The sequence below is a fragment of the Arenibacterium sp. CAU 1754 genome (assembly GCF_054482635.1).
The window spans coordinates 643,815-670,405 of the sequence record NZ_JBTLRG010000002.1 but is presented as its reverse complement, the minus strand read 5'-3'; the positions used below and the strand labels follow the sequence as shown (position 1 = coordinate 670,405).

Here is a 26,591-nt window from a genome sequence, read left to right as displayed (position 1 = left end):
TTATGCGTGTTCTTGTTGCTGACGATCATGATCTGGTGCGCGAGTCGATCGGCGCAATCTTGAACAATGATGACTTCACGGTCGTCGAATTGGCAGCCAACTTGAAGGATGCCATCGACATCGTCGAAAAAAGCGAACCGTTCGATCTGGTGTTCCTTGACTATGACATGCCTGGAATGAACGGACTGGAAGGTCTGACCAAGATGCTGGAAGCAACCGGCAACCAGCCCGTTGCCCTGTTGTCCGGCACCGCATCCCACGATGTCGCCAACAAGGCCATCGATGCAGGTGCCGCCGGGTTCATCCCGAAAACCCTGTCGACCCGGTCCATGATCACTGCGGCCAAATTCATGGCTGCCGGCGAAATCTATGCGCCCATCGACGTGCTCAAACGCCAGCATGAAGACAACGACAGCCCGCTCAGCAAACGCGAAACCGAAGTGATCCGCGGGATTTGCGAAGGCAAATCGAACAAGGAAATCGCGCGCGATCTCGACCTGCAGGAAGTGACCATCAAACTGCACGTGAAGACGCTGAGCCGGAAGTTGAACGCGCGCAACCGCACCCATGCGGCGATGATCGCACGTGACCGTTCGCTGATCTGAACGCCCCAGAAAATCAACACCGCCAGCCCCCGAACATGACGTTCGGGCCCGATAGGGCTGTGCCTGTTTGTCTGCTTTCCGAAATGATCTTCACCTCTTCCAAAACAGCCACGATTCAGGCCAGCGCTGGCCTGCGGCTGCTGTTGATCGCACTGGCGGCAACGGTCGTGTTTCATGGTGGCCTCATTCCGCTGACCCACGGCAAGACCTACGACGCTTTCATCCACATGTTCTTTGGCGATCACTATCATCGAAGCTGGTTCGATCCGTGGGAACCGCGCTGGTACACCGGATTCGTGACGGTCTCCTATCCGCCCGGCACCCACATGATGATCGCGGGGCTGATGCACCTGATGCCGTTGCGCGCGGCCTTCGTCGTCGTTCAACTTGCCGGTCTGTTGCTGCTGGTGATCGGAACATACCGTTTTTCCCTTCTCTGGGTCACTCCGCGGGCCGCTGGATATGCCGCTCTGTTCGTCGTATTGGCCTCGTCAATTTCGGAAACCGTGCATGTGTTCGGCCAGTTGCCGACCATCTTTTCGCTGGGCATCTTCCTGAATGGTCTGCCCTACTTTTTCCGCTGGATCGTGTTCGGGAACCTGCGGGATCTCAGCTTTGCCGTGGCCTTGTCGGCTGCGACGACCGCAGCGCACCATGTGACCAGCATCTTCGGCGGCGTTCTGTTCGTGCTGCCCCTCGCCGCGCAGTCGCTGCGGGCCTACGCAGGGCGTGACCTGCCACACGGGTGGAGCACCGGGGTCATCAGGTTCTGGCGACCCTTGGCGCGGGGTATTTTGCTCGCAGTCCTTATGATCACCGCCGTGGCCCTGACCGTATTTCCCTATTGGTACTGGTCGGTTACCGATCCAATCACCCAGGTCTCGATCCCACATGGGAGCCGCGAAAGCTTTCTCGAGCGGACAGACTTGGGGATTGTCTTTTTTCTTATACCTTGGGGTGTCTCCCTTCTGGTGCTGCCATATGCATTCTACAAGGCGTCGGTCACCTCGCTTTGGCCGCTGGGAATCAGCCTTGCGCTGTGTTTCGTTCTTGGCACCGGCGGCACGACTCCAATCCCCCGCGCCATCCTCGGTGGTGCATTCGACATCCTGACACTGGACCGGTTCACCTTCTGGGGATCGATCCTGATCCTGCCCTTCACCGGTGTGATGCTTGACGGTCTGATGCACGGCCGCTCGCGCGAGGCGATACGCGCCGTTCTTGGTGTCACCGGTCATCGGGCGCTGATCGGCGGATTTTTCCTCGCGTCCGCCGGTTTCACCAGTTTCGTGGCCATTCTGACGTCGATCCAGCCGACACAGCCGCGCTTTGTCGATCCGACGCCAATCGTGCAATTCATGCAAGAGGACGAGCATGATCGCTGGCGCTACCTGACTCTCGGGTTCGGGGACCAGTTCGCCTATCTCTCGGCGCAAATGACTGCGCAATCGGTCGACGGAAACTATCATTCGGCACGGCGCCTGCCCGACCTGACGCGTTTTTCAGTCGAACGGCTGGAAAACGCAAAATATCTCGGCGTTCCGGGCCTTGGCTCGTTGCAACAGTTCATCGTCAACGCGGACCGCTATCACCTCAAGTACATATTTTCGAACGATGAATTTTACGATCCACTTCTTCATTTCAATGGCTGGAACCGTCTGAACCGGCTAGGCAACGGCATTGTGGTCTGGGAAAAACCCGACGTTACGCCCTTGCCACTATATCTGCCCCGTCGCTCGGTTCCGGTCACGCATGCGGTGATCTGGGGCGCCGTGCCGCCTTTCGTGCTGGCATTGGCCTTTGCTCTGCTGATCTGGGATTTGGCACGCGGCCGCTCGGTGCCAATGCCCGTGTCGGTCGTGGCACCGCGGGCCGGGTTTTCGAACCCGCGACGGGTGCGGCGCATCCTTATTTCTCTGGCACTCATCGGGGTCAGCGCGCTCGCCGCGCTCAGCTATTCGACCTATCAAACCTGGGTCCAGCCCCGTTCACCCGAACAGGTCCTCAGAGACTATTACGAGCATCTCGACTTTCGCCGGTTCGAACAAGCCTATGACTTGCTCGACCCCGAATTCCGACCATCCTACGACGACATGCTTTTCCGCTGGAAATGGCAGGGCGGCTTGCTGAACTCCTACGGCAAGCTGGAAGACCTCACTATGCGCGCGGAAAAGCGCAACAGCGCGCTGATCGACTTTGACGTGTCCCTGACCTATCTGACCAGCCTGTCGCGGATCGAGAAACGCCGCGAAATGCGCCTGGTCCAACGGGACGGGCTATGGCGCATCGCGCCGACCGGCTTGCAGCACGTCCAGGTGCCGGTCCGCTTGCAGCGCCAGCCAGCGGTCGATTGGAACACCGTCGGCCGCCGACAGCCCCGCGCCGACGCAGACCTGCACCGCGACCGGCTCGACCGGAACCGCATTGCCCTGATGGGTGCCCGCGTCGTCCGGCACGCAGGGCGCTATTCCATCGTGGGCCAGGTGACCAACAGCGATCACGATCCGGCAGCCGTCAGCATTTTCGGCACACTGTTCAACAACGATGAGACCCTAGCACAAAAGGCCGCCGGGCAATGGGGTGGTCAACGCCTGTTGCCAGCGGAAAGCACCGGTTTCCGGGTAGAATTCGACGGGGTTTTGTCCCTGCGGGATGCACAAAGCCTTGGCACTTTCGACCCGAAACAGTTCCTGCCCCCTGAATTCAACGCGAAGCCAACCGGCGGCGCACTCGAAGCGCGGGCGCTGGTGAACACAAACAACCTCTATCGCGGCGTGACGCTCAACGGTCTGCGCTTCGAGCAACAGGAGAGTGCACTGAACCTTTCGGGACTTGCCGTCAACACGGGCACCGAAACGGCGACAATCATCCGGATCAATGTTCTTCTTTTCGGACCCTCCGGGCGGCCGCTTTGGGTGGATGCGGGGTTCGTCGAAACCAACCTCTATCCGGGACAAAGCACCGAGTTCTCGCTCGCCTTTCCGCAAGCGCGTGCCATCGAAATCGTGGCCGACCTCGATGAGCGGCGCATGCTCATCAACGGCGCCAGTCAACAAACGGATGTTGGCGTCCCTCAAGCCGGCAACGGCACCGTCCCTCTACATGGGCTTTCCGGATACACCGCGGCGCGCATCCACGTCACGACCATGACACATCAACCCCTGTTCTGACCAAAGGCATGAAAATGAAATTCAAATTCTGGATTGCCGCAGCGCTACTGGCCCAACCGGCCTATGCCGATACAGCTGAATACGCAAGCGACGCATTCGGGCTGATCCCTGTGTCCGCCTTTGCCGGAACGCCCCGGGCCACGTGGTCCGGTCTTCAGGAAACCGTTACAGCAAACGGCGCGCAGAAAAGCACAGTTCTGCCAGCAGGAGGCGCCGAAACGATCCTGGCCTTTGTCGGCCCCAAAAGCGCGGTTGCCGGAAAAGACAAGGTGCATGCCGTAGCACTTGGGCTGGATCGGAACGGCAACATGGTCAGTTCCGGCACAACCATAACTTTTGCGCTGGACCAGGATCTGCGGCGCAAAGGCGAAATACGGCTCGGTGTGGCGGGCACGTTGTTCACCCCACCCCCGAAAACCGGTGTCTTTCACGCCGGTGCCCGGATCGGCGACCGCCAGAGCGCCCGGGCCGAATATCGCGTTGTGCCCGATCTCGACAGCGTCTCCCCGGTCATGGAGCCACAGCCCCAATTTGTTCAGCCCGAGTCGTTTGCGGACATTCGCACGACCCCGTTGCACGACGGTTTCGGCAACGCGATCGGTGACGGTATTGCCTTGCAGGTCTGGCTGGATCACCGCGACGGCACCAAAACGATGTCCACCGCGTTGACCGTCGCCGATGCGGGGCGCGCGCGCCTGCTGACCCGTGGCACGGCATCGCCTGCAACGATGCGGGTCGACCTCGGCCGAAAGAAATCGCACCCGATCACATTTTCCGTGCGCCCCCAACGTATCGAGGCCGCACCCGAAGTCCGAGCGACCGAGTTGCGCACAATCGGGGCACTTCGCCTGCATGTCGGCCCGTTCCTGACCGATGCCGGCCACGTTCTGAACGACGGAACGCCGGTGCATGTCTCCGTTCGGTTCACCGGCCAGCCTGCGATGACGTACCAGGGTTGGCTGCTGGATGGCACATTGGAAGCGATCGTTCCCGGACGCGTGGGCGACTTGCCAGCCGATATCGAAATTGCAACTGAAACCGGCCAGTTCCGCCAGAGACTGACAGCGCTTGACGGGCAAGGCCACCGGCAGGATTGGGGGCTGGAATGATGCGCCATCGACTGATGCTTTTCACAGTTACCACCATCGCGCTTTTGTCGGTTCTGACCGTGACCGCCACGGCCTTTGACCATGTCCGGACCCAGCAAGTGGTTTACGATTATTTCGACGAGGCCTTGCTGACCGGTCGCAAGGCCCCGAACGCGGTCAATTGGCAAGCCGCCGAAGTGCCCTTGGTACGCGACTTCAACCCATTTGACGAAGACAAGATCGGCCAAGCAATCAGTGAGGCCTGGACAGGCTTTGCCGCGGCGCAGGATACCGGCAAAACCGGCGCCTTGCCCGATTACTTCTCTGGTGTCGCGCTTGAAAGGGCCCGGCTGGCCAGCGCCGCCGCACACGAGGCCGGTACACGGCTTGCCACGCTGTCGCTGACCGGAACGCCCGCTTTCTATCATCTGGACGGGTCGCTCTTTCAGGCCCGTTTCGAAACCCTGAATATACGTTTCGCCGAAGACATCGACACGCTTTTGACGTTCCACGCGACAATTGACACCAGCGTCACGACCCTGATGAACGAAAGTTCCGGTTGGCGGGTCTATAGCCACGAACGCATTGCAGCACAGACCGTTTCCCATGATCCTGTGCGGGTGCCGGAAATGCGACTGACCGGGATCAACTACTACCCGGCCCTGACCCCGTGGCGGGAATTCTGGGCCAGCTTCGATCTCGCCGTGATCGAGGCTGACTTTGACAAGGTAAAGTCGCTTGGCGGCAATTCGGTCCGCGTGTTCCTGCCCCGTGACGATTTTCTGGAAACCGACAAGGAACGACACCTCGACAATCTGAACGCCCTTCTCGAAGCGGCAGCCGCACGCGGACTGTCTGTGGTGCCAACGCTCTTTGATCTGAAGAGCAATTATGCCCTGGCCGGGTGGAGCAACGACGCGATCTATCTGCGCTCGGTTCTGCCGGTTCTGGCAGGCCACCGCGCGGTGGCCTTCGTGGACCTGAAAAACGAACCCGATTTGGATTTCGCCACACATGGCCGGGCCCGGGTCGAAGCCTGGGTGCGCAGCATGGCGCTGGTCACGCGCCAGTTGGCGCCGCACCTGCCGCTGACCATTGGCTGGTCGGCGTCCGGGCACGCCCATGTCGCGGCCGACACGCTCGACCTGATCACTTATCACGACTACGCCCCGATTGACGGCGCGGCGGACCGGCTGACTCAGGTCAAACGCATCGCAGGGGACAAGCCGGTCATGATCACCGAGATCGGTGAAAGCTCCTGGTCACTTGTGGCCGGCTCACCCGGCTCGCCCAGGAAACAGGCGCGCCTGATTGCCGATCGGATGGACGCGCTTGCAGCGGCAGACGGCCTGTTCGTCTGGACCCTGCACGATTTCCCAGACCCCGACCCCGCAGCCATCGGCAATTCCCCATGGGTGCGAGGCAAGCAAAGCGAGTTCGGGCTCTTTGCCGAAAACGGCACCGCCAAACCTGCGGCCGACGCGGTCACAACAGGATTCAGAACCTTCCAGAAAGGACAAAAGAAATGACGGATAAACTGACCATCGCTCTGGTATCGGCCTTTCCTCCGGGCCAGCAGAGCCTCAATGAATACGGGTACCACCTTGCGCGCGCACTGATCGCGCGCGACGACGTGGCCAAGGTCGTGATCATCGCCGATATGCTCGACGAACCCGCTGCCGAATTGGACCTGGGCCCCAAGTTGGAGGTGCGCCGGACCTGGCGTTTCAACGGGCTTGGATCAATGCCAGAAATCCTGCGCACCTTGTCCAAGGCGGATGCCGATGGCGCGATTTTCAATGTGCAGACCGCCAGTTTTGGCGACCGCGAGGTGACGGCAGCTCTGGGTCTGATGACCCCAATGGTGGCGCGCTGGCTGGGCACGCCAAGCGGCATCATCGCCCACAACATCATCGCCGGCGTCGATCTTGAAAAAACCATTCTGAAAGGCCAGCGCTTGCGACAGGCCTTGGTGAAATTGGGTGGCGTCGTGGTCTCGCGGGCCATGACTGCAGCCAACTATGTGACGGTGACCTTGCCCAGTTATGAAACCTTGCTGAAATCACAGTTCCCCAAGGCCGACATCACGCTTGTGCCGCACGGGACCTTCGACACAGACGACCACCAGACCGAACCATTGCACGATCGACCAAAGCGGATCGTGACAATGGGGAAATTCGGAACCTACAAGCGATTGGAAACCCTGTTGGCGGCCTTTGACATCCTTCGGCGCGACCCCGAATTCAACGATTTCCAGCTTTGCATCGGCGGCACGGATCACCCGAACACGCCCGGATACATGGCGGATGCCGCGCAATCCCGCGCACAGGACGATGCGGTCACTTTCCAGGGCTATATTCCCGAAGACGGGGTTGCCGAATTCTTCGCGGACGCGCGGTTGAGTGTCTTCGACTATGATTCGACGACCGGAAGTTCCGGCGTGCTGCACCAGACCGTGTCATATGGAACGGTGCCGATCTTTCCCAGGATCGGCGATTTCGTCGATGTCTGCGAGGCCGAAGGTCTGCGCGGCTATCACTATGCACCCGGCGATGCCGAGGGCATGGCCGATGCCATGCAAAGCGCCCTGAGCGACCTTCCCGCGGCCGAATCCCTGGCCAAAGCGAATCGCGCCGCTGCAATGGGCATTCCCATGGCTGACATTGTCGGGTTTCACATTGGCAAATTCGTCGAAAAAGGGCATGGCGCCGCAGGATCCGCAGAGTGGAGCACGACCCCGGCTACCCGTTAACTCCCGCCCGCCTATCCAATCGCATAGCGCCCTCCTCCTGACGCGCCGCCGGACTATTCTGACCGGCGGCGCGTTTCTCTTTCGCCCCCTCTCGCTAACCTCCCGCGAACGAGACTTGGCAGCCAGGAAAAGGCAAACCTTCTGGGACAACTCGATAACGAGTGAACTGAAAAGGTGCTGCCATGACTCTGCTAACCCCGACGAAAAACTACTTCGATTTCGCTACGACTGTCGCCGGGTCGGCGGTTCCTCAGTTGGTAAATGGCCTTGTAGCCGTTCATGTCGTCGTGCCCTGCTTTAACGAAGAGAAACGCCTGAACGCCACGACGTTCCTTCAGCACCTGGATGACCACGCCCAGCTCCGTTTCGTGTTCGTGGATGACGGCAGCGCCGACGGCACGCTGAAATTGCTGACGGCCATGCAAAAGCATTGCCCCGACCGGATCGACGTCCTCGCCCTCTCGCGCAACCGGGGCAAAGCCGAAGCCGTCCGCCGCGGACTTTTGTTCGCGACCCAACGCGGCGCGGACCTTGTAGGATACTGGGATGCCGACCTTGCGACGCCTCTCTCGGCAATTCACGATTTTGCGGGAATTGCCTGTCGTTATGACGACGTCGACGTCGTCTATGGCTCGCGCGTTCAGCTTCTTGGGCACAGGATCAACCGAACGCTTGCTCGGCGTACCGTGTCGCGCATCTGCAGTTCACTGGCCCGTATGGCCGTGCGTCTGCCGGTGCGTGACACTCAGTGCGGGGCCAAACTCCTCCGGAATACGCACCACCTGGAAGAGAGCCTGCAATCCGAGTTTACGGCGGGATGGCTTTTCGACGTCGAACTTTTTGCGCGCCTGTCGAGCAAGGTCGAAGATCGAAGCAAAGCCTTCTATGAGTTTCCCTTGGCGGAATGGACCGAAATTGCTGGGTCGAAAGTGTCCGGCAAGGTGATCCTCCAGAGCGGCTTCAAGATGCTGAAGCTCGTGGTGGAAAGTCGTCTCATGCGTGCACCCTCCAACACGCAGACGCTTTCCACCACGGCAAAAAACGACAAGTTGGCAGCCTGACTCGTGACCGCGGTTCATCCCTCTTTCCCGCGCCGGATGCATGCCGGCGCGGTCTGGGCGGCACTGGCAAGCCCGGTTGTACTGGTATTCCTGTCTTCGAATTTCGTGAATGCCGGCAATCTGGTTTTCAACGTGCTGTTCAGCCGATGGATGGGCCCGGCACTGTTTGGCGATCTGGCGACCGTCCTGACCATCAAACTCGCCCTGCTTGGCCTGTTCGGGGCGGTTCAGATGGCCGTCAGCCACCACGTCGCTAAACGCGGCGCGGCCGATGACGACGATCTGGCGCGGCTGAACCGTTTCGTTTTCATCGCCCTCTGGTGCCTGACACCGGTCTTGATGCTGCTGATCCACGCGGGACAGGCCGGTGACCGGCTGGGCATGGGGCATCCTCATCTTCTGCTGATCGTTCTCCTGTCTCTGCCATTCGCGGCGTCGCTCAGCGTGTTGCGCGGCGTCGTTCAGGGCCGAATGGATGTTAATGGCATCCTGCTGTCGGCAAATGTCGAAATGGTCTTGCGCCTCGGCGGGGCCGTCGCCTTCTGGACCCTGGGGTTCGGCAGCGAAGGCGTGGTCGCCGCGATCGCAGTTTCGATCCTGGCGGGATGGGCCGTGATTTCGCGCAAGCTGCCAAAACAGGACAAAACCCGCGACCTGCCGCGCGCCTTGGCAGTCCTGATTGCCTCGGCTGCTTTTCCCTTTGCGGTCCTGCAGGCATCGCAGGTCTTTTTGCTGGATGGCGACCTGTTTGCCGCAAAGCTGTTGATGACCGAGGTCGAAGCCGGGCATGTCGCGGCGGTCGGACTGTTTCAAAGGATCGCCTTCTTTGCCTGCTTCGGGCTGGTCGCAGTGTTGTTGCCGTCGGTTACAGATGCTGTTTCACGCGGCCATTCGGGCCTGCGCGAGGCACTACCCGTCGCTGTGGTCTTTATCCTTGCCACCTGCGTCTTCCTGGGTGCCGTCACCGCGTCGCCAGACCGCCTGATCATGGCGTTGGTCGGCCCTGACTACCTGCCGGCAACGTCCTTTCTGCCAGTCGCGGCGGCCGCCGCCGCGCTGTTCACCATGAACTATCTTCTGGCCACCTTTCTGGTGGCCCTGGGCGATTTTCGCGGAATCTGGGTCCTTGCGGCCGGCGTGCCGCTTCAGCTCGGGGCGTTTTTCATCACTGGGATGACAACCGACGGGGTAACGCCGGGCGATCTGATGATCGTTAAACTTGGGTGTCAGGGGGCATTGGCAGCCCCGCTGTTGGGGTTCGCGATCCTGCGAATTCATGCACAGGCAAAACCGGTTTCGGGGCGCGACCCCGAGAGAAATTTCATCAAGGAGTAAACAGTATGACACCGAGCAAGATCCACCCCGTTATCATGTGCGGCGGCGAAGGCACCCGCCTTTGGCCCACATCGCGCAAAGCCATGCCAAAACAGTTCGCCCGGCTGCACAGAGAGCTGAGCCTGTTGCAGACAACCATGCAGCGCATCGAGGACAGCGGCTACACAGAACCGCTCGTGATCACCAATTGCGCCAACCGTTTCAGCGTGGTCGAGCAATTGGACGAAATCGGCGTGCAAGGCGCAACGATCATGATTGAACCGGAATCGCGCAACACCGCACCTGCAGTCTGTGCGGCTGCGGAGTTTTTGGGCAAGTCAGACATGGACGCACTGATGCTTGTGCTGCCGTCCGATCACCTTGTACGCGATCAACTGGCCCTCGCCAGCGCGGTGTCGGCAGGTGTGGAAAAGGCCCGCAACGGTGAAATCGTGGTCTTTGGCATCCGCCCTGATCGCGCTGAAACCGGGTTCGGCTATATCGAACTGAGCGACACGAGATCCCCCGACGGCACACCGCAGCCCTTCTTGCAGTTTGTCGAGAAACCCAGCACGCAAGGCGTCGAGAAAATGCTGCATACGGGCCGGTATGTATGGAATGCGGGCATATTTCTTTTGTCCGTGCGCACTGCGCGGCGCCTTTTCGAAAAATATCAACCCACCCTGCGCAGCCACGTTCGACTGGCCATTCAGGATCTGAAATACGACATGAATTTTGCGCGGCTCGGCACCAGCTATTGCGATGCGCCGAAAATTTCGCTGGATCACGCAATCATGGAGCACGAGACGGGCATCGTCGTGCCCGTCTCGCCCGGCTGGGCCGACTTTGGCAGCTGGCGTTCCGTCTGGGAGGAAAGTGCCAAGGACCATAACGGCGTTGCTGCGTCCTCAAACGCTCTGGCGATCGAATGTGAAAACAGTCTTCTGCGCAGCGAAAACGAGGGCGTGCAAGTTGTCGGCATCGGTCTGCGCAATATCACTGCGGTGGCCACCCGCGACGCGGTTCTGATTGCCGATATGGATGCATCGCAAAGCGTCTCTCTGGCCGTTCATGAACTGCGTGCACAGGGTGTTACGCAGGCCGATGAGTTCCCGCGCCATGACCGTCCCTGGGGCCACTATGAAACCCTGTCACTGGGCCAACGGTTTCAGGTCAAGTCGATCGTCGTGAAACCCGGCGGAAAGTTGTCGCTGCAAAGCCATGCGCATCGCGCCGAACACTGGGTCGTCGTCGAAGGCACCGCAACGGTCACCATCGGCACAAAACGCCAGATGATCAGCGAAAACCAGTCCGTCTATATCCCCCTGGGCGAGGTTCACAGGCTGGAGAACGAGGGCAAATTGCAGCTGAAATTGATCGAGGTGCAAACCGGCTGCTACCTCGGAGAGGACGATATCGTGCGCTACGAAGACGTCTATGCGCGCGCCTGAATTATTGTAACGCAAAGTTAAAGAGTGCCCCACATGTCACCCAAATCCACCCTTCTCGGGGCGTTTACTGTCGCCCTCCAATTCCTTGTTTTTGCGTTAATTTGCGCCACCGCAGTGCAGGCGGACGAAAGCAGGGCGCCACTGTTGAAATTCAGCGGCGCCACCGGCGGAATCCTCAGGTTCCCCAACACCAATCAGGATATTGACGACGGCAATGCCTTTGCCGAAGCCTGGTTGAAACTGGACGTGGAGCTCTGGCGCCAGGGCGATACGGCCCTGAAGGCATTCATGCTCGCCAACTATGTGGGCGACAGCAAGCCGTTCGCCTACAACAACACCCGCAAGGCCGGTCTCGGGCTGAGCCTGTCAACCCGCGTGACCGACAACCTGGAACTGATCTTTAGCGCTCGCTACGACTGGTTCGGGGAACGCAGCACGTCAATCCGCCGCCAGGGCTGGCGCCTTGCGGTGGATTATTACTATTACAAGTACTGGGCCGAAACCGACACGAAATCTGTCTGGGGCATGACGAAACGCTCGAATGTGCTGAAAAGCTATGGCACGCTGGCCTATCCGGGATCACTAATCAAAGGCGACAACAATATCGTTTTGACACTGGGTGCTGAATATTCGGCAGAGTACCAGATTCCGGACACCAAGCTTCTCTTCATCCCGTTCGTCGATGCCCATTTTTCATGGGACAAGGACGGCAATAACTACAACAACAAGATCATCCCCGCTGTAGGTGTCAAACTGCGCAAACCTCTCAAGAAAGGTGAACTTTTCCTAGGCGCAAAATACGAGGTCGATTACCGCTGGGTGGCGAATACCGTCGATACAGGACCGATGATTTTTGCGGGCTGGTACAAGGGGTTCTGAGGCGATCCCGGTGGTGGGGCGGATCAGGCACCAGATCATCCCCAGCGCCAAGCCGGTTTCAATTCGCCGGGGTCACGAAATCTGCGATAGCCTCCAAAGATCCATCTTTGCCGTTTTGTTTGATGACGATGTATCGATAGTAAAGTTGGTCCTTGTCTTCACCGCGAAGAACCCATCGATAATCGTTTTTCGTCTGCGCATGAAAATCAGTTTGTTTGTGACTGATGTCTGCCAGAGCAAAACGTTCATGTGAACTGTAGCGCAATTCCAACCAATGGAAGCGAAGCTCGCCAGCCTCGACTTGCATGCGGCTGCTCCAATCCGGATCGCGCCAGGGCGCATATCCGAGGCGACTCATCTCATCTACCCGAGCGTGCAGGAACGCAATCTCCGGTGCATATTCGGACTCCAGCCATGCAATCTCATGCTCTGGGATCGTCTTGGGCTGATCGTCATCCCAAACACGCGCCACAAGTATCGCGCCACTTGCAAGACTTGCTAGTGAAAGCAGTTTGAATGCGTGGCTGCGCCGTGCCGGGCGAAACAGGACGACGAACAGGGGCCATTTGAGTGCCATGTTCAATAAGGCGAAACCAACGGTCGCGATCGCCAGGGCGACTGTTACGGGTAAGGCAAGAACAGGAGCAATGAGTGCCCAGAAGAACATCTCCGCCACCGGAAGCGAGATGACTAGGACGAGTACTGCAAATGCAAAAAAATTAAGGACTGCCGTCGCTCGAATGGCTCTCCGCCAGTTCCAAGACAAGCCCCACGTCAGGACGGTGAAGTCCAACGCAAAGGCCGTGATCAGACTTGGGCAAGCTTGTTCCATAGTGCTGTTTTACCAGGTCATGATCCTAAAGTTACCGACCAGAGCAAAGTGTGACCATCAGGGTAGAATGATGTCCTGTGCACATCGAAACAGCCTCCACGACGGGTCGAATTCGATTTCCCAGGGTTGTTTGCAGTCCACCTACCAGTTCCATCCGAGCACGCCCGGAAGCCAGAATATGGTCGCGATAACAAGCACCCACAGGATTGAAAAAGTACCGATCGAAACCAGCAAGATGTTTCTGAAATCACGGCCCCGCAACGCCTGAATCGCTGTCGGCAGTCCGCCCAAAAGAAAGAGTGCCGGCAACCACGTCATTCCAAACCAGTGTACCCGCAGCCAAATTGAAGGTGGCGTTGAAACACCGCCCATAAAGGCGCCCGCCAGGTACATGCTGGCAACACTGTTCAAGAGATAGGCAATGCCCATCCAGTAAAAGAAAATGGCGACTCCTATGAGCCTGTATTTGAATGGGATTTGCGCCACTCTCGCCAACCTTCAGGCAGTTTCCGCTGGAACTATGAACTGGTGACGCAGGATTGGAAATAACTCTTTCGGCGTCAAAGAACCGCGGCGCTCCATCACAAGGTTGATTGTGAAATCATGCGTCGCAACGCCAAGTTAAACTGCCCTGCTGTGCCGATCCGCAGCGAAAGTCTGCTTTGTCCCGCAAGGCGAACCAACTGAGAGACCCGGCACCTTTCGATCTTCTCTGACCCCTCTTGAACGCCAATCGGGCGGCTCTGAGCCGTCTCAAAGAAACCCTTGCGGCACGCGCTTTCGGCTGGTGGCCTCCACACAATGACGTTTAGGTTGCACCGTGATCAACACATGAAAGACCGGATCAATGAACCTGCCCAGAACACGCACGCTTGGACTGCTTGCAGCGCTTGCCACGGTGACGATCTGGGCGGCGTTCATGCTGGTCACGCGCTTTGCCGTGCAGGGCAGCTTTACGGTCGAGGAAATCCTGATCCTGCGCCTCGTGCCCGGCGCCTTGGTAATGGCCCCGGTCATGTGGCGACTGGGTGTCATGCCGCGCGGACAATCCTGGCCACGCGCGGCGATGCTGATGGTTGGCGCCAGCGCGGTGTTTCCCTTTGTGGTGTCCAAGGGGCTGGCCTATGCGCCCGCCTCCGAGGGCGGGGCGCTGGCTCCGGGCATGCTGCCATTCTGGACCGCGCTGGCGGCCTATGTCCTGGCGGGCGAAATCCCGGGCCCGCGCCGCCGACTTGGGCTGATGATGATCCTGGCCGGCGCGATGGTCGTGAGCCTCTGGCAAATCCTCGCCGGGGCCGAGGACGGCGCGTGGAAGGGGCACCTGATGTTCCTGACCGGATCGGGGTTCTGGGCGGTCTATTCTGTCATTTTCCGCCAAAGCGGGCTCAGCCCCCTGCATGGGCTGGTCATCGGACTGTTCTGGGGCACGCTGCTTGTCACCCCGCTTTTGCTTGCGACCGGTAACGTGACCTTTGCCACCGCCAGTCTGGGCGACGTCACGGTCATGATCGTGCTGCAAAGCTTTATCATCGGCATTCTGGCGATGTTCCTGTTCGGCTATGCGGTGCAGATTCTCGGCGCGGCCGAAACCGCCGCCTTTGGCGCCCTGACCCCGATCCTTGCCTTGCTGGGCGGGGTGGCGTTTCTGGGCGAAACCGTTACCCCGCTCAAGGTCGGCGGCGTTGTCCTTGTGGCGGCGGGTGTCTTTCTCGCCTCTGGCGTTCTGAGCAAATCCCGGCTGGCGCCTGCGTCCTGAACCGTCCGTGCAGGCGCAGGCCAAGCCAACAGGCGAGATCAGGACGAACGGAAAGACGAACGATAGGCCGAAGATGCCTCGTAATAAGCGTCAAATCCGATCCTGCGCCGCAGTTCGACAAAGTCCATCAGCATGGGATCGCGCGGCTTATCCTCGGCCAGCGCCTGCAACGTCAGGGTCATCGCCTGCATCGCCGCCGACATGAGCGTCAAAGGATAGGCCGCAATCGCATAGCCGATCTCGCCAAGTTCGGCATGGCTGAGTTCGGGCGTTTCGCCACCCTCGACGATATTCGCCATTTTCGGCCCCGGCAGATCGGCGCAGACGCTGCGCATTTCCGCGACGGTCTTGGGGGCCTCGACAAACAGGATATCGGCGCCCAGTTCGTGAAACTTCGCCGCCCGGTCAATGGCCTCGGACAGCCCATGATCGTGGCGGGCATCGGTACGGGCCAGGATCAGAATATCGTCATCCGCGCGCGCATCCACCGCCGCCTTGATCCGGTCAAACGCCTCATCGCGCCCGACCACCTCTTTGCCCGGGGTGTGACCGCACCGCTTTGGCGCCAGCTGATCCTCGATCATCACCGCCGCACATCCCGCGCGCGCAAACCCGCGCACCGTGCGACGCACGTTCATCGCATTGCCATACCCGGTATCGCCATCCCCGATCAGCGGGATCGAGGTCGCGTCACAGATATTGCGCGCACTGTCGAGAACCTCGGTATAGGACATGAGGCCCAGGTCCGGCTCGCCGATCCGCGAGGCCGAGGTTGCAAAGCCCGACATGAACGACAGCCCGAACCCGCCCTGTTCGATCAATTTCGCCGACAAGGCATCAAAACAACAGGGCATCACATGCAGTTTGTCCTGCGCCAGAAGCGCGCGAAGTTTGTCAGGTTGGGTCATCCGAAGCTCATAAATTAAAGGGAAGATAGAGGGCGAGGTCCGGCCAGACATAGAGAATGGCCACGCAAAGAAACATCAACAGCAGAAACGGCAGAACGCCGCGCGCCACGTCCGCCAGACTGGCCCGCGCCACCGCCTGAATGACATAGAGGTTCAGGCCCACAGGCGGCGTGATCAGCGCGCATTCCACCATCACCACCATGAAAATGCCGAACCAGATCGGATCGAACCCCATCGCCATCGCCGAAGGGAGCAGCACCGGCGTCATGATGAGAACCATCGACAGGGCCTCGAACACAAGTCCCATCAACAGCAGGACGATGGAGACCACGATGATGAACACCAGCGGGGTTTCAATAGCTTGCGCAATCATGGACGAGATGTCCTGCGGAATTCGATAGAGCGTGATCGCTTTGCCAAATACCTTGGCGCCGGCCACGATCAGCAGGATTGCGACCGTGGTGATCATGGATTCAAACACCGCCTCGCGAAAGCCTTTCCAGGACAGCGAGCGCAAGACCACCACAGTCACCAAAAGCGCTGCGGTAAACCCGATCGCTGCCGCCTCGGTCGGGGTGAAGGCGCCGGAATAAATCCCACCGATGATCAGCATGGCAAGTGCGATCGACGGAAAGGCCCGCATCGTGGCCACGCGCCGTTCGGCCATCGTTGCCGGTTTGCCCGCACCCTGAACCGTCGTCAGACGCGCGTGTAGCATGGAATACGCGATGAACAAGACGACCAGCGCCATGCCCGGGCCAACCCCGGCCAGAAACAGCGCGCCCACGGATTCCTCGGTGATGAAGCCATAGACGATCATCGGGATCGAGGGCGGGATCAGGATGCCCAGCGTGCCCCCTGCCGCCAAAAGCCCATACACAAACCGTTTGTCATACCCGCGCTCGATCATCGCCGGGATCGCGACGGTGCCGATGGTGGCCGCCGTCGCAACCGAGCTTCCGCTGATGGCGGCGAAAATGGCGCAGGACAGGATCGTAGCCACCGCAAGACCGCCGGGCCAGTGGCCGACCCAGGAATTGACAGCAGCGAACAAGTCATCCCCGACCCCGCCTTTCAACAGCAAATTCGCCATCAGCAGGAACAGCGGCACCGCCAAAAGGATGAACCCGTCCAGGGTGGACAAGATCGCCTGTGGCGCCATCAACGGCGAAAAGCCACCAAGCACCAAAAGGGCAAGACCCATACCGCCAAGGGCAAAGGCGACCGGGACCCGCGCCAGCAACAAGGTGAACAGCGAGGCCAGAATGAGAATAACGGTCATTCTATTGCAATCTCCCGATCCGCAGCCGTGCCCCGGGCTGAACGGACCGCCTCGATCAAGGCTTGAATGAACAGCAATGCAAATCCGAGCGGCACCGCAAGCTCGACAATCCAACTGGGCAAATCCAGAAGCGAGCCGGTCGTACGCCCGCGTTCGAATGAATCCAGGAAGATATCCCAGCCCTTCCAGGTGACAATCGCGCTGAATGCCGCCACGACAAGCATCGCCGCCGCCTCAATCCAGCGCTGTGCGACGGGTGGCAGCAACTGGATCACCGCATCCACCGCGATGTGGCGGCGGGCCGACAACAGCCAGGCCATCCCGATCAGACAGCCCCAGATCAGGCAAAGCTGACTGAGCTCCGCAGCCCACACCGTTGGCCGGACAAAGAAATAGCGGGCCAGAACCTCGTACGTCAGCATGATACCCGCGACGGTGAACAGCACCGCCGCGAGCCAGGCAAGCCCCAGGACCAGACGATCAAACCACGTCATACGGACCTCTCCCCAATCCGGGGAGAGGAAGCCAAGAGCCTCAAAGCCCCTCAGCCGCTTTCAGGACTGCGGCACCCAGGTCACCCGATTTGGCGCGAAAGTCGTCATAGACAGATGCTGCAGACTGCTTCCAGGCGTCAATTTCGGCCTCGGTCGGTGTGTAAACCGTCATGCCGTTTTCCTCGGCGGCGGCATAGGCATCCGCCTCGATCTGCGACACGCGATCGCGCACGTCCGTCTCAGCGATCTGTGCGGCCTTGGTGATCATCTCGCGGTGTCCCTCGGGCAGGCCATTCCACCAGTCCGTGTTCACGACAACGATGAACTCGATATCCGCATGGTTCGTCACTGTGATGGTATCCATCACCTCCCACAGCTTGCGCGATGACACACCCGAGACACCGGTCATGCCCACGTCAACCGTGCCGCGCTGATATGCCAGATACTGTTCGGACCCCGAAACCATCGTCGGCGCGCCGCCGGTGGCGGTCACGAAATCGCCAAGGGTCTTGCCAAAGACCCGGGCCTTTTTGCCCTGCATGTCTGCGGGCGTCTTGATGGGACCGCCATTGGACAACAGGATCGCCCCGCCATAGGCCTGCCACCACAACACGGTCGATCCGGTATCCTTGATCGCCTCGTCAATCGGGCCACGCACAGGCGATCCCTGCGCCACTGCGGCACGGACCTTGGCTTCGCTGTTCAGCAGAAACGGCATATAGAACACATCCACCGCCGGGATGTCCCCGACATAGCGCGTCAACGAGGCGACGCCCGCCTCGATCGCACCCGAGCCGACAGCGGCGGGCACTTCCTTGTCCTTGTAAAGCTGGGCCGAGTCGTAAATTTCGACGGCAATATCACCGCCCGACATCTCTTCGACCTGTTCCTTGAACAGGACCAGATTCTGGCCCAGGTGGCTTTTCAGCGGCAGCTGCAGCGAAATGCGCATCGTCGTGTCGGCCGCACTAAGTTGAGTTGAGACCAGGCCAAAGGCCAAAGCCGCACCTGCGAAAAGGTGTTTGTTGAACATGTCAGTGATCCTCCCAAATCAATTTTATGACGACACCTTATTCAACGCCCCCAATATCACAAGCCTATCCCTGAAATTGCTGCCCTTTCCGCTTTGGTCATCGGATCACGGTCGCACCCCCAGGCCGCGCAATCGGACCTGACAATGATTTGTCCCACGCATTCCAGTTTTGGTGGTATCCTGCGACACAGTTCAGACGACCAGAAAAAGGAACAGCCACCGGGAGGTTGAAATGACCAGCACACAACGCAAGAAGGCCCACGAGTTCGATCAGAGGATCCTCGAAATCTTCGATGGGTATGTCCACGGCAAGATCTCCAAACGCGACTTCATCCGCCAGGCCGGGCGCTATGCGGCGGCAGGGATCACCGGCGCAATGCTTCTTGAACAGCTACAGCCGAATTACGCATGGGCGCAGCAGGTGGCCCCGGACGATCCGTCGATCGAGACGATGGAGGCCACCTATGAAAGCCCGGAAGGCCACGGCACGATCAAGGGGCTGATGGCCAAGCCGGCCAATACGTCGGGAAAACTTCCGGCCGTGCTGGTGGTCCACGAAAACAGGGGGCTTAATCCTTATATCGAGGATGTTGTCCGCCGTACGGCCAAGGCTGGCTATCTCGCCTTCGGACCTGACGGGCTCAGCCCTTTGGGCGGCTATCCCGGAACCGACGAAGAGGGGCGCGAGATGCAGCGCTCATTGGACGGGGTCAAGTTGATGAATGACTTCTTTGCCGCGTTTGAATTCCTGCGCGATCACGACGGCTCGACCGGCAAGGTCGGCGCGGTCGGCTTTTGCTATGGCGGCGGTGTCTGCAATGCCCTGGCAGTGGCCTATCCGGACCTGGCCGCATCGGTGCCATTTTACGGACGCCAGCCAGATGCCGCAGATGTCCCAAAGATCGAGGCGCCGCTGATGATCCACTATGCCGGGCTGGACGAACGTATCAATGCCGGATGGGAGGCCTATTCCGCAGCCCTGCGCGAACACCAAAAGGACTTCAGCGTTCATTTCTACCCGAACGTCAACCACGGCTTTCACAATGATACGACACCCCGCTACGATGAGGCGGCCGCCAATCTGGCATGGGGCCGTACGATCAAGTTCTTTGGCGATCATTTGACCTAGGGTCGCTCTGCTGCGGCCAGGTCCTGCAAGACGCCAAAGTGCGACGGTTGCGCAAATGCGGACACCGCATCACGAAGCTTTGTCCCAATTTTATTGCTCAAACCGCTTGGCCCGGTTTGGAATGGCACGCAATCGCGCTAAGGTTTTCGAAAGCAGCAGCCGGACGTTTTCACCGGCAGCATGCCCGCCCATCGGAAAGGAGAAAGCCAAATGACCAACGCTCTGCTAACCCGCCGCGACCTTGTTGTTGCAGGCAGCGCCGTCTTGGCGACTGGCCTCATCGGTACGGCGCAGGCACAAGGCCTCGCGCCCACGCGCTCGATGCGGGGCGGCTCCAACAACTACCTTCCGGGTGCTCCCATCGTGGATCGTATCGGTGGCGGCGGCTTCTGGATGACCGGCACAGTACGCCGCGCTGGCGATGGTGCGCCGCTTGCTGGTCAACGCATCCAGATCTGGGCGCACACCACCGAAGGGCACGAGCGCGATCCGCACAGTCATGGGGCCACGCTCACCGACGCGAACGGTGTTTTCCGCCTTGAAATGCCGCAAATCGTCCCTGCGTTCGGGCAGCCGCATGGCCACCTTGCGTATGACGATGACGACTTTGAAACCGTTTTCCTGCGTCCCGTCATGGCAAGCTCAAGCGACACGCGCCTCACGGCTGACTTTGTACTTCAACCCGTCTGAGAAAAGCATATGAGCACGGTTCGCGCGGTGCTGATCTGGGCCGCTCTCCTGACCGTCATCACCGTGCCGATCGGTGCCGCCGCCGCAAGCCCGCTGCTTGCCTGGCGGGATCCGATTTACATCGCGGCTGGTTTCGCAGGGACTATCGCGATGGCGATCCTTCTGGTGCAACCTGTGCTGGCCGGTGGATATCTGCCAGGCCTGCATCTTCTTCGTGCACGGCGCATACATCGCCAGACCGGTCTCGTTCTCGTCCTGGCCGTTGGTATCCACGTCGCAGCCCTCTGGGTGACCAGCCCGCCGGATGTGATCGACGTCTTGCTGTTCGCATCGCCGACGCCGTTTTCGGTCTGGGGAGTCGTCGCCATGTGGGCCGTCTTTGCAACAGCATTCATGGCCGCGCTCCGCCGACGTCTGGTTCTGCGGGTGTGGCGTATCGCCCATACGGCCCTTGCGGTGGTGATCGTGGTGGGCAGCGTGGTCCATGCCATGCTGATCGAGGGAACAATGGAGACGATGTCGAAGGCGACGCTGTGTGCACTGGTCCTCATTGCGACGACAAGAACCGTGACTTCAAACCTTCGCAGACATGTCCGAAATAACGGTACGCGATGAACAGTGCCGGTTCGATCCGGACGCCGCGGCCTTTCCAAAGTACTCTTTCGCCACGCAAAGAGACTACGCTTCACTCTACGGAGACGCCCAAGACCCAAAACGTCCAAACAAAACGAACTGCTCTCAAGCTTGAGAACTTGTTAGGAAGCACAGTTTTTTAGATGTGAGAGGTGCTCGCAACAGAAGAATCTTCTCTCTGCTTGCTTCACTATTGTTTCCGTCAGGAAAACAGGCAACGCGGCGTCAACCGATACACCATCCAATATCTGTTAAAAAAAGACAAAATGGCGATCCCTGAAGGACTCGAACCCTCAACCTGCTGATTAGAAGTCAGCTGCTCTATCCAGTTGAGCTAAGGGACCGCTGGGCGTCGTTCTAGGGGCATAACCCCCCTGCGATCAAGCCCAGTTACAGGATGCGGGTCATGAACACGCTGGCGGGGTCTTCTTCGTATCCTTCGTAGGGCGGGCAAAAGTCAAAACCGTGGCGCTGATAAAAGGCGCGCGCCGGGGCGAAGATGTCTTGCGATCCGGTTTCCAGGCTCAGCCGGGTCAGCCCATCGGCGCGGGCGACCTGCACAAGATGCAGCAATATCCGATCCGCCAGCCCCTGCCCGCGGCGCGGTGCGCGGACGTGCATTGATTTCACTTCGCCATGGCCGGTTTCGATGCGCTTGATCGCGCCCATCGCGACGGGATCATCGCCGTCAAAAACCGCGTAAAATCGCACTCCGGCCCCAACCATGTCTTCGGGTTTCATCGCGTGAACGCTACAGGCCGGACTGGAGGCGTACATCAGCTCCAGATGTGTCTCGATCAGGTCACGCACACCGGCATCTGTCGGGCTGACCTCGACCGGGTCGGTCAGTGGGTCCATACCCCTCTCCGGTTGGTGGCAAAGTTATCGCCATAGCCACCGGGGCGCACGTTGGGCTTGCGTTTGTGCGGCTCCATCACCTGCGCGTCGATCCCGTGCGCCTGCGCATATTCCAAAGCCGCTTCCTTGGTCGAGAACTTCAGCCGCACCTGGCTTTGCGTGTCATCCGACGAGGTCCAGCCCATCAACGGGTCAACATCGCGCGCGCTGGACGGCGCATATTCCAAGATCCAGCCTTTGGTCTTGGCGGTTCCCGACGACATTGCGGTTCGGGCGGGCTGGTAAATGCGTGCGCGCATGACGAAGATCCTCGGATTCCTGTTCTTCTGCCCTTTTGCCACGCCGCGCCCGGGTTGCCAAGCGCGCCATGTGACGCTGGCCCGACAAAGCCGGCTGAGTATTGCACAGCCGGCTTTGACATTCACGAACTCAAGTCAGGCTCAGGCCCTCGGGCAGCGACGCCCGACAGAACAAGTCCCGCCATCCCATCGGCTTTGAATAGTCTCTCTCAAAAATGTCCGAAGCCTGCCTTCCCGCAGGGTCAATCGTGCACTCGGCCCGTCGTTGCCGCATCATCCATTTGCCCAAGGCCCCCGGCATCACTATACCCTCCGGGAAGTCCGATCCCATTTTCCCGCAGGCCCTCTCATGTCGACTGACGCGATTAAAAAAATCAGACAGGACCTGATGGCAGGGCAACATGCCTCTGCCTTCAAAAAGGCAAGGACCGCGGCCAAGAAGAACCCCAAGCTGCCCGTGTTTCAGAACTTGGCCGGGATTGCCCTGGCCGAAGGCGGCGATCATGGCGCGGCCATTCCCTATTTTCAGCGCGCACTGCGCATGGACCCGAACAACCCGGACATCCGCACCAACTTGATCCTAGCCTTTGTCATGACCGGACAGCCGGACCGGGCCAACGCGGCGATTGACGTCGCCCTGAAAACCGGCGCACCCCCTGCCCGGCTGCATTATCTGCGCGCGCTCAACGCGCTCCGGTCCGAGCAATTCAGACAAGCGGTTTCGGCCGCCGACAAGGCGCTGGGACTTTCGCCTGACATGATCGACGCGCTCAATGTCCGGGGCGCGGCGAAATCCGATCTGCGTGAGCCCGAAGCCGCGCTCGCCGATTTTCGCGCCATTCTCGACCGGCACCCCTCGAACCTCGCCGCGCATCAGAACTGCGCCTCGCGCCTGAACGAACTGGGCCGCGCCGATGAGGCCGTGCAACACTATCTGGCGATGATCCGGATTGCCCCCCATCATGCGTTCGCCCTGTCGCGGCTGGCCGCGCTGGCGCCGAAAACCGAACTGGAAAACCTGCTGAGGGCCGTTGGCAAGGTCATGGACACCCGATCAAAAGACCCTGACGACAGGGCCCTTCTGCTGATGGCCGAAGGCATCGCCCGCAACCGGCTCGGTGACGTCGAACATGCGATGCGTGCCTTTGACAAAGCCCACGCCATGGACGCGCGGCATAAACCCTATTCCACAGCTCAAGCCAAAAAGCTTTTTGAACAAATCACCGGTCTGTTCCCGGATGACAACCCCGACATCCGGATGCCCGATGCTCAGCCCCGCCCGATCTTTGTGGTCGGCCTGCCCCGCTCTGGCACAACGCTTGTCGAAATGATCCTGACAGCGGGCGATCAGGTCGATTCGTGCGGCGAACTCTCGACAGCCGCGCGCCTGTTTAATGCCATCCTCGCTCAGCAGTCCCACCTTGACGGCGAAACCGTCACCCGGTTTGCGGCCGCCTACCTGGCGGATCTTCCGGATCTGCCCGGCGCGCCCGATACCTTTGTGGACAAGATGCCCGATAACTACCGGCTTGTCGGCCCGTTGCTTACGGCCTTTCCCAATGCACGTGTGATCAACGTGGAACGTGACCCGCGCGACGTTGCGGTTTCCATGTGGATGCAGCGGTTCATTACCCAGGGCATGAACTATGCCAGCCGCCTGTCGTCCATCGCGGACGAGGCCAACACCTACAAACGCTACATGGCGCACTGGTCATCGATTTACCCCGATGCCGTCCTGAACATCCGGTACGAAGACATCGTGTGCGACCTTGACGCGGCATCGCGTACCCTCGCCGCCCATTGCGCCATCGACTGGACCGACCGGATGCTGCACCCCGAGGAAAACCAGGCCGCCGTCAAGACCGCCAGCCTGAACCAGGTCCGGCAAAAAGTGCATCGCCAATCCATCGGGCGCGGCGCCCTACTGGGGGATCGGCTGAGCGAATTCATGTCCCATCTCGACCCCGACCTGTGGGGCACATTGGAACCATCCGACCGGTCGTGATGACAAAAACCGTCAGCAGAGCGCACGGCTGCCAGCCCGAAAACCTTGCAACGGGACAAAAAAGGAACAAATAAAGGGTCTCACCCGCCGGAGCCCCTGCCCATGCCCTACGCCCATTCCGACAAAACCGAGCCCGTTTTGCACAGCCCTGCACCAGACGTCCGCTCGCGCGAAAAGCTGGAAGGCGGCATTCCCCTGCGTATGCAGTCCGATTTTTCGCCCGCAGGCGACCAGCCGACCGCCATCGCCGAAATCAGTGCCGCTATCAATGAGGGCGAGCGCAACCAGGTCCTGCTGGGCGCGACCGGCACGGGCAAGACCTACACCATGGCCAAGGTGATCGAGGCAACCCAGCGCCCCGCCATCATCCTTGCCCCCAACAAGACGCTCGCGGCCCAGCTTTATGGTGAATTCAAGGGGTTCTTCCCCGATAACGCGGTCGAATATTTCGTCAGCTTTTATGACTATTACCAGCCCGAGGCCTATGTCGCCCGCTCGGACACCTACATCGAGAAAGAAAGCCAGATCAACGAACAGATCGACCGCATGCGCCACTCGGCCACGCGGGCCCTTCTCGAGCGTGACGATGTAATCATCGTCGCCTCGGTGTCTTGTATCTATGGCATCGGGTCGGTCGAAACCTATGGCGCGATGACGCTCGATCTGAAGGTCGGGCACGAATACGACCAACGGCAGGTCATGGCCGATCTGGTCGCCCAGCAATACAAACGCAACGATCAGGCGTTCCAGCGGGGCAGCTTCCGAGTGCGCGGCGACAGCCTTGAAATCTTTCCCGCCCACCTTGAGGACCGCGCCTGGAAACTTTCTTTCTTTGGCGAGGAACTGGAAAACATCACCGAATTCGACCCGCTGACCGGCGAAAAAACCGGCAGCTTCGATCAAATCCGCGTCTACGCCAACAGCCACTATGTAACGCCCAAGCCAACGATGCAGCAGGCCATCGTCAGCATCAGAAAGGAACTGCGCACGCGGCTGGACCAACTGGTCAGCGAGGGCAAGCTGCTTGAGGCACAGCGCCTGGAACAGCGCACCAATTTCGATCTCGAAATGCTTGAGGCCACCGGCGTGTGTAACGGCATCGAAAACTATTCCCGTTATCTCACAGGCCGCGCCCCGGGTGAGCCGCCCCCCACCCTGTTCGAATTCATCCCCGACAACGCCATTGTCTTTGCGGACGAAAGCCACGTGTCCGTGCCCCAGATCGGCGGCATGTACAAAGGCGACTATCGCCGCAAATTTACACTGGCCGAACACGGGTTCCGCCTACCGTCCTGCATGGACAACCGCCCCCTCAAGTTCGAGGAATGGGATGCCATGCGCCCGCAATCGGTGTTCGTCTCGGCCACCCCGGCGAAATGGGAAATCGAACAGACCGGCGGTGTGTTCACAGAACAGGTGATCCGCCCCACCGGCCTGCTCGACCCGATGGTCGAAATCCGCCCCGTCGAAACTCAGGTCGACGATCTGCTGGACGAGGTGCGCAAGGTCACCGCCGATGGGTTCCGCACGCTGGTCACGACGCTGACCAAACGGATGGCCGAGGATTTGACCGAATACATGCACGAACAAGGGATCAAGGTCCGCTACATGCATTCCGACATCGACACGCTGGAACGGATCGAGATTTTGCGCGATCTGCGTCTGGGCGCATTCGACGTGCTGATCGGCATCAACCTCTTGCGTGAGGGACTCGATATTCCCGAATGCGGGCTGGTCGCCATTCTGGACGCGGACAAAGAGGGCTTCCTGCGCTCTGAAACCTCGCTGATCCAGACCATCGGCCGCGCCGCGCGCAACGCCGAGGGCCGCGTCATCATGTATGCCGACCGGATTACCGGTTCGATGGAACGCGCGCTGGCCGAAACCGACCGCCGCCGCGACAAGCAGATAGCCTATAACGAAGAACACGGGATCACGCCGGAAACGGTCAAAAAGAACGTCGAGGACGTTTTGGCCGGGCTTTACAAGGGCGACACCGACATGTCGCGCGTCACCGCCAAGATCGACAAACCCCTGCACGGCGCCAACCTCGAGGCGGTTCTGGACGGTCTGCGCACCGACATGCGCAAGGCCGCCGAGAACCTGGAATTCGAAGAGGCCGCCCGCCTGCGCGACGAGGTCAAACGTCTGGAGGCTGTTGACCTCATGGTCTCGGACGACCCCATGGCGCGTCAGTATGCGGTCGAGAAAGCGTCCGAAGAGGCCGTGAAATCCCGTGGCCGGTCAACGGCCGGAAGGCCGGGTCAGCGGGGCGGGAATGTGAAGCGACGAAAGCGGTAATGCGGCGCGTGTAGGTTCTAAACTCCCCGCTCAGAAAATGACCTTACCCCA

23 protein-coding genes and 1 tRNA gene are annotated in these 26,591 nt (G+C 59.9%); 15 read left to right on the top strand and 9 right to left on the bottom strand.

The genetic code is table 11. The features are described from left to right. Window positions 1-2 precede the first annotated feature (2 nt). The 9 genes from ACXYMO_RS10025 to ACXYMO_RS09985 all read left to right on the top strand — a co-directional run bounded on the left by ACXYMO_RS10025 (window position 3) and on the right by ACXYMO_RS09985 (window position 12,320). Window positions 3-605, top strand: a complete 603-nt coding sequence (locus ACXYMO_RS10025) for a response regulator (protein ID WP_458878559.1) — start codon at window positions 3-5, stop codon at window positions 603-605. An 83-nt stretch (window positions 606-688) separates the two neighbouring features. Beyond that, a complete protein-coding gene (locus ACXYMO_RS10020; protein ID WP_458878558.1) occupies window positions 689-3,775 on the top strand; it encodes a hypothetical protein in 3,087 nt (1,028 codons plus the stop codon). An 8-nt stretch (window positions 3,776-3,783) separates the two neighbouring features. Beyond that, window positions 3,784-4,884, top strand: a complete 1,101-nt coding sequence (locus ACXYMO_RS10015) for a hypothetical protein (protein ID WP_458878557.1) — start codon at window positions 3,784-3,786, stop codon at window positions 4,882-4,884. Window positions 4,885-4,898: 14 nt separating this feature from the next. Then, a complete protein-coding gene (locus tag ACXYMO_RS10010; protein WP_458878556.1) occupies window positions 4,899-6,392 on the top strand; it encodes a glycoside hydrolase 5 family protein in 1,494 nt (497 codons plus the stop codon). Then, a complete protein-coding gene (locus ACXYMO_RS10005) occupies window positions 6,389-7,615 on the top strand; it encodes a glycosyltransferase (protein ID WP_458878555.1) in 1,227 nt (408 codons plus the stop codon). The genes ACXYMO_RS10010 and ACXYMO_RS10005 overlap by 4 nt, the downstream gene beginning before the upstream one ends. A gap of 182 nt (window positions 7,616-7,797) precedes the next feature. Continuing rightward, window positions 7,798-8,676: a glycosyltransferase gene (locus tag ACXYMO_RS10000; RefSeq protein WP_458878554.1), complete on the top strand. Its 879-nt coding sequence runs from the start codon at window positions 7,798-7,800 to the stop codon at window positions 8,674-8,676. Window positions 8,677-8,679: 3 nt separating this feature from the next. Then, a complete protein-coding gene (locus tag ACXYMO_RS09995; protein ID WP_458878553.1) occupies window positions 8,680-10,011 on the top strand; it encodes a lipopolysaccharide biosynthesis protein in 1,332 nt (443 codons plus the stop codon). A gap of 5 nt (window positions 10,012-10,016) precedes the next feature. Beyond that, window positions 10,017-11,441: a mannose-1-phosphate guanylyltransferase/mannose-6-phosphate isomerase gene (locus tag ACXYMO_RS09990; protein WP_458878552.1), complete on the top strand. Its 1,425-nt coding sequence runs from the start codon at window positions 10,017-10,019 to the stop codon at window positions 11,439-11,441. Between the two features lie 144 nt (window positions 11,442-11,585). Continuing rightward, window positions 11,586-12,320: a hypothetical protein gene (locus ACXYMO_RS09985; RefSeq protein WP_458878551.1), complete on the top strand. Its 735-nt coding sequence runs from the start codon at window positions 11,586-11,588 to the stop codon at window positions 12,318-12,320. Window positions 12,321-12,378: 58 nt separating this feature from the next. Here ACXYMO_RS09985 and ACXYMO_RS09980 read toward each other — a convergent pair whose 3' ends face one another. Then, a complete protein-coding gene (locus tag ACXYMO_RS09980; RefSeq protein ID WP_458878550.1) occupies window positions 12,379-13,152 on the bottom strand; it encodes a hypothetical protein in 774 nt (257 codons plus the stop codon). Window positions 13,153-13,293: 141 nt separating this feature from the next. Further along, on the bottom strand, window positions 13,294-13,581 hold the full coding sequence (locus ACXYMO_RS09975) for a hypothetical protein (RefSeq protein WP_458878549.1): 288 nt from the start codon (window positions 13,579-13,581) through the stop codon (window positions 13,294-13,296). Between the two features lie 418 nt (window positions 13,582-13,999). On the opposite strand from ACXYMO_RS09975, the gene ACXYMO_RS09970 reads away from it, so the two are divergent. After that, the gene (locus ACXYMO_RS09970; protein WP_458878548.1) at window positions 14,000-14,908 is read left to right on the top strand and encodes a DMT family transporter; all 909 of its coding nucleotides are present in this window, start codon (window positions 14,000-14,002) and stop codon (window positions 14,906-14,908) included. Window positions 14,909-14,946: 38 nt separating this feature from the next. Here the strand turns inward: ACXYMO_RS09970 and ACXYMO_RS09965 are convergent, their stop codons facing one another. From ACXYMO_RS09965 to ACXYMO_RS09950, 4 genes are read right to left on the bottom strand one after another with little or no spacing between them, the layout of a single operon-like run. Continuing rightward, window positions 14,947-15,816, bottom strand: a complete 870-nt coding sequence (locus tag ACXYMO_RS09965) for an isocitrate lyase/PEP mutase family protein (protein ID WP_458878547.1) — start codon at window positions 15,814-15,816, stop codon at window positions 14,947-14,949. A 7-nt stretch (window positions 15,817-15,823) separates the two neighbouring features. After that, window positions 15,824-17,098 (bottom strand): TRAP transporter large permease, encoded by a 1,275-nt coding sequence (locus tag ACXYMO_RS09960; protein WP_458878546.1) that lies wholly within the window; start codon window positions 17,096-17,098, stop codon window positions 15,824-15,826. Continuing rightward, entirely contained in the window at window positions 17,095-17,592 is a 498-nt protein-coding gene (locus tag ACXYMO_RS09955; RefSeq protein WP_458878545.1) for a TRAP transporter small permease, read from the bottom strand. The genes ACXYMO_RS09960 and ACXYMO_RS09955 overlap by 4 nt, the downstream gene beginning before the upstream one ends. 40 nt (window positions 17,593-17,632) lie before the next feature. After that, on the bottom strand, window positions 17,633-18,625 hold the full coding sequence (locus tag ACXYMO_RS09950) for a TRAP transporter substrate-binding protein (protein ID WP_458878544.1): 993 nt from the start codon (window positions 18,623-18,625) through the stop codon (window positions 17,633-17,635). A gap of 232 nt (window positions 18,626-18,857) precedes the next feature. Between ACXYMO_RS09950 and yghX the strand changes: the two genes are divergently transcribed. From yghX to ACXYMO_RS09935, 3 genes are all read left to right on the top strand, one after another. After that, entirely contained in the window at window positions 18,858-19,754 is an 897-nt protein-coding gene (gene yghX, locus ACXYMO_RS09945; protein WP_458878543.1) for a YghX family hydrolase, read from the top strand. 210 nt (window positions 19,755-19,964) lie between these two features. Beyond that, on the top strand, window positions 19,965-20,444 hold the full coding sequence (locus ACXYMO_RS09940) for a peptidase associated/transthyretin-like domain-containing protein (protein WP_458878542.1): 480 nt from the start codon (window positions 19,965-19,967) through the stop codon (window positions 20,442-20,444). A gap of 9 nt (window positions 20,445-20,453) precedes the next feature. Then, a complete protein-coding gene (locus ACXYMO_RS09935) occupies window positions 20,454-21,059 on the top strand; it encodes a ferric reductase-like transmembrane domain-containing protein (RefSeq protein WP_458878541.1) in 606 nt (201 codons plus the stop codon). Between the two features lie 285 nt (window positions 21,060-21,344). Here ACXYMO_RS09935 and ACXYMO_RS09930 read toward each other — a convergent pair. The 3 genes from ACXYMO_RS09930 to ACXYMO_RS09920 all read right to left on the bottom strand — a co-directional run bounded on the left by ACXYMO_RS09930 (window position 21,345) and on the right by ACXYMO_RS09920 (window position 22,234). Further along, window positions 21,345-21,421, bottom strand: a tRNA-Arg gene (locus ACXYMO_RS09930). Window positions 21,422-21,467: 46 nt separating this feature from the next. Next, complete coding sequence (locus ACXYMO_RS09925) at window positions 21,468-21,935, bottom strand: GNAT family N-acetyltransferase (protein WP_458878540.1); 468 nt, start codon at window positions 21,933-21,935, stop codon at window positions 21,468-21,470. Beyond that, a complete protein-coding gene (locus tag ACXYMO_RS09920) occupies window positions 21,923-22,234 on the bottom strand; it encodes an ETC complex I subunit (RefSeq protein ID WP_458878539.1) in 312 nt (103 codons plus the stop codon). Before ACXYMO_RS09920 ends, ACXYMO_RS09925 begins: the two co-directional genes overlap by 13 nt. A 388-nt stretch (window positions 22,235-22,622) precedes the next feature. Here ACXYMO_RS09920 and ACXYMO_RS09915 point away from each other — a divergent pair, with 388 nt between their 5' ends. Next, window positions 22,623-24,239: a tetratricopeptide repeat-containing sulfotransferase family protein gene (locus ACXYMO_RS09915; protein ID WP_458878538.1), complete on the top strand. Its 1,617-nt coding sequence runs from the start codon at window positions 22,623-22,625 to the stop codon at window positions 24,237-24,239. A gap of 102 nt (window positions 24,240-24,341) precedes the next feature. Continuing rightward, window positions 24,342-26,540: an excinuclease ABC subunit UvrB gene (gene uvrB, locus ACXYMO_RS09910; protein WP_458878537.1), complete on the top strand. Its 2,199-nt coding sequence runs from the start codon at window positions 24,342-24,344 to the stop codon at window positions 26,538-26,540. Window positions 26,541-26,591 lie beyond the last annotated feature (51 nt).

Excerpts from the sequence above, each read along its gene's own strand:
- ACXYMO_RS10025 (WP_458878559.1), top strand. The coding sequence starts at position 3 with ATGCGTGTTCTTGTTGCTGACGATCATGATCTGGTGCGCGAGTCGATC.
- ACXYMO_RS10020 (WP_458878558.1), top strand. The coding sequence starts at position 689 with ATGATCTTCACCTCTTCCAAAACAGCCACGATTCAGGCCAGCGCTGGC.
- ACXYMO_RS10015 (WP_458878557.1), top strand. The coding sequence starts at position 3,784 with ATGAAAATGAAATTCAAATTCTGGATTGCCGCAGCGCTACTGGCCCAA.
- ACXYMO_RS10010 (WP_458878556.1), top strand. The coding sequence starts at position 4,899 with ATGCTTTTCACAGTTACCACCATCGCGCTTTTGTCGGTTCTGACCGTG.
- ACXYMO_RS10005 (WP_458878555.1), top strand. The coding sequence starts at position 6,389 with ATGACGGATAAACTGACCATCGCTCTGGTATCGGCCTTTCCTCCGGGC.
- ACXYMO_RS10000 (WP_458878554.1), top strand. The coding sequence starts at position 7,798 with ATGACTCTGCTAACCCCGACGAAAAACTACTTCGATTTCGCTACGACT.
- ACXYMO_RS09990 (WP_458878552.1), top strand. The coding sequence starts at position 10,017 with ATGACACCGAGCAAGATCCACCCCGTTATCATGTGCGGCGGCGAAGGC.
- ACXYMO_RS09980 (WP_458878550.1), bottom strand. The coding sequence starts at position 13,152 with ATGGAACAAGCTTGCCCAAGTCTGATCACGGCCTTTGCGTTGGACTTC.
- ACXYMO_RS09975 (WP_458878549.1), bottom strand. The coding sequence starts at position 13,581 with ATGGGCATTGCCTATCTCTTGAACAGTGTTGCCAGCATGTACCTGGCG.
- ACXYMO_RS09970 (WP_458878548.1), top strand. The coding sequence starts at position 14,000 with ATGAACCTGCCCAGAACACGCACGCTTGGACTGCTTGCAGCGCTTGCC.
- ACXYMO_RS09965 (WP_458878547.1), bottom strand. The coding sequence starts at position 15,816 with ATGACCCAACCTGACAAACTTCGCGCGCTTCTGGCGCAGGACAAACTG.
- ACXYMO_RS09960 (WP_458878546.1), bottom strand. The coding sequence starts at position 17,098 with ATGACCGTTATTCTCATTCTGGCCTCGCTGTTCACCTTGTTGCTGGCG.
- ACXYMO_RS09955 (WP_458878545.1), bottom strand. The coding sequence starts at position 17,592 with ATGACGTGGTTTGATCGTCTGGTCCTGGGGCTTGCCTGGCTCGCGGCG.
- ACXYMO_RS09950 (WP_458878544.1), bottom strand. The coding sequence starts at position 18,625 with ATGTTCAACAAACACCTTTTCGCAGGTGCGGCTTTGGCCTTTGGCCTG.
- yghX (WP_458878543.1), top strand. The coding sequence starts at position 18,858 with ATGACCAGCACACAACGCAAGAAGGCCCACGAGTTCGATCAGAGGATC.
- ACXYMO_RS09940 (WP_458878542.1), top strand. The coding sequence starts at position 19,965 with ATGACCAACGCTCTGCTAACCCGCCGCGACCTTGTTGTTGCAGGCAGC.
- ACXYMO_RS09935 (WP_458878541.1), top strand. The coding sequence starts at position 20,454 with ATGAGCACGGTTCGCGCGGTGCTGATCTGGGCCGCTCTCCTGACCGTC.
- ACXYMO_RS09925 (WP_458878540.1), bottom strand. The coding sequence starts at position 21,935 with ATGGACCCACTGACCGACCCGGTCGAGGTCAGCCCGACAGATGCCGGT.
- ACXYMO_RS09920 (WP_458878539.1), bottom strand. The coding sequence starts at position 22,234 with ATGCGCGCACGCATTTACCAGCCCGCCCGAACCGCAATGTCGTCGGGA.
- ACXYMO_RS09915 (WP_458878538.1), top strand. The coding sequence starts at position 22,623 with ATGGCAGGGCAACATGCCTCTGCCTTCAAAAAGGCAAGGACCGCGGCC.
- uvrB (WP_458878537.1), top strand. The coding sequence starts at position 24,342 with ATGCCCTACGCCCATTCCGACAAAACCGAGCCCGTTTTGCACAGCCCT.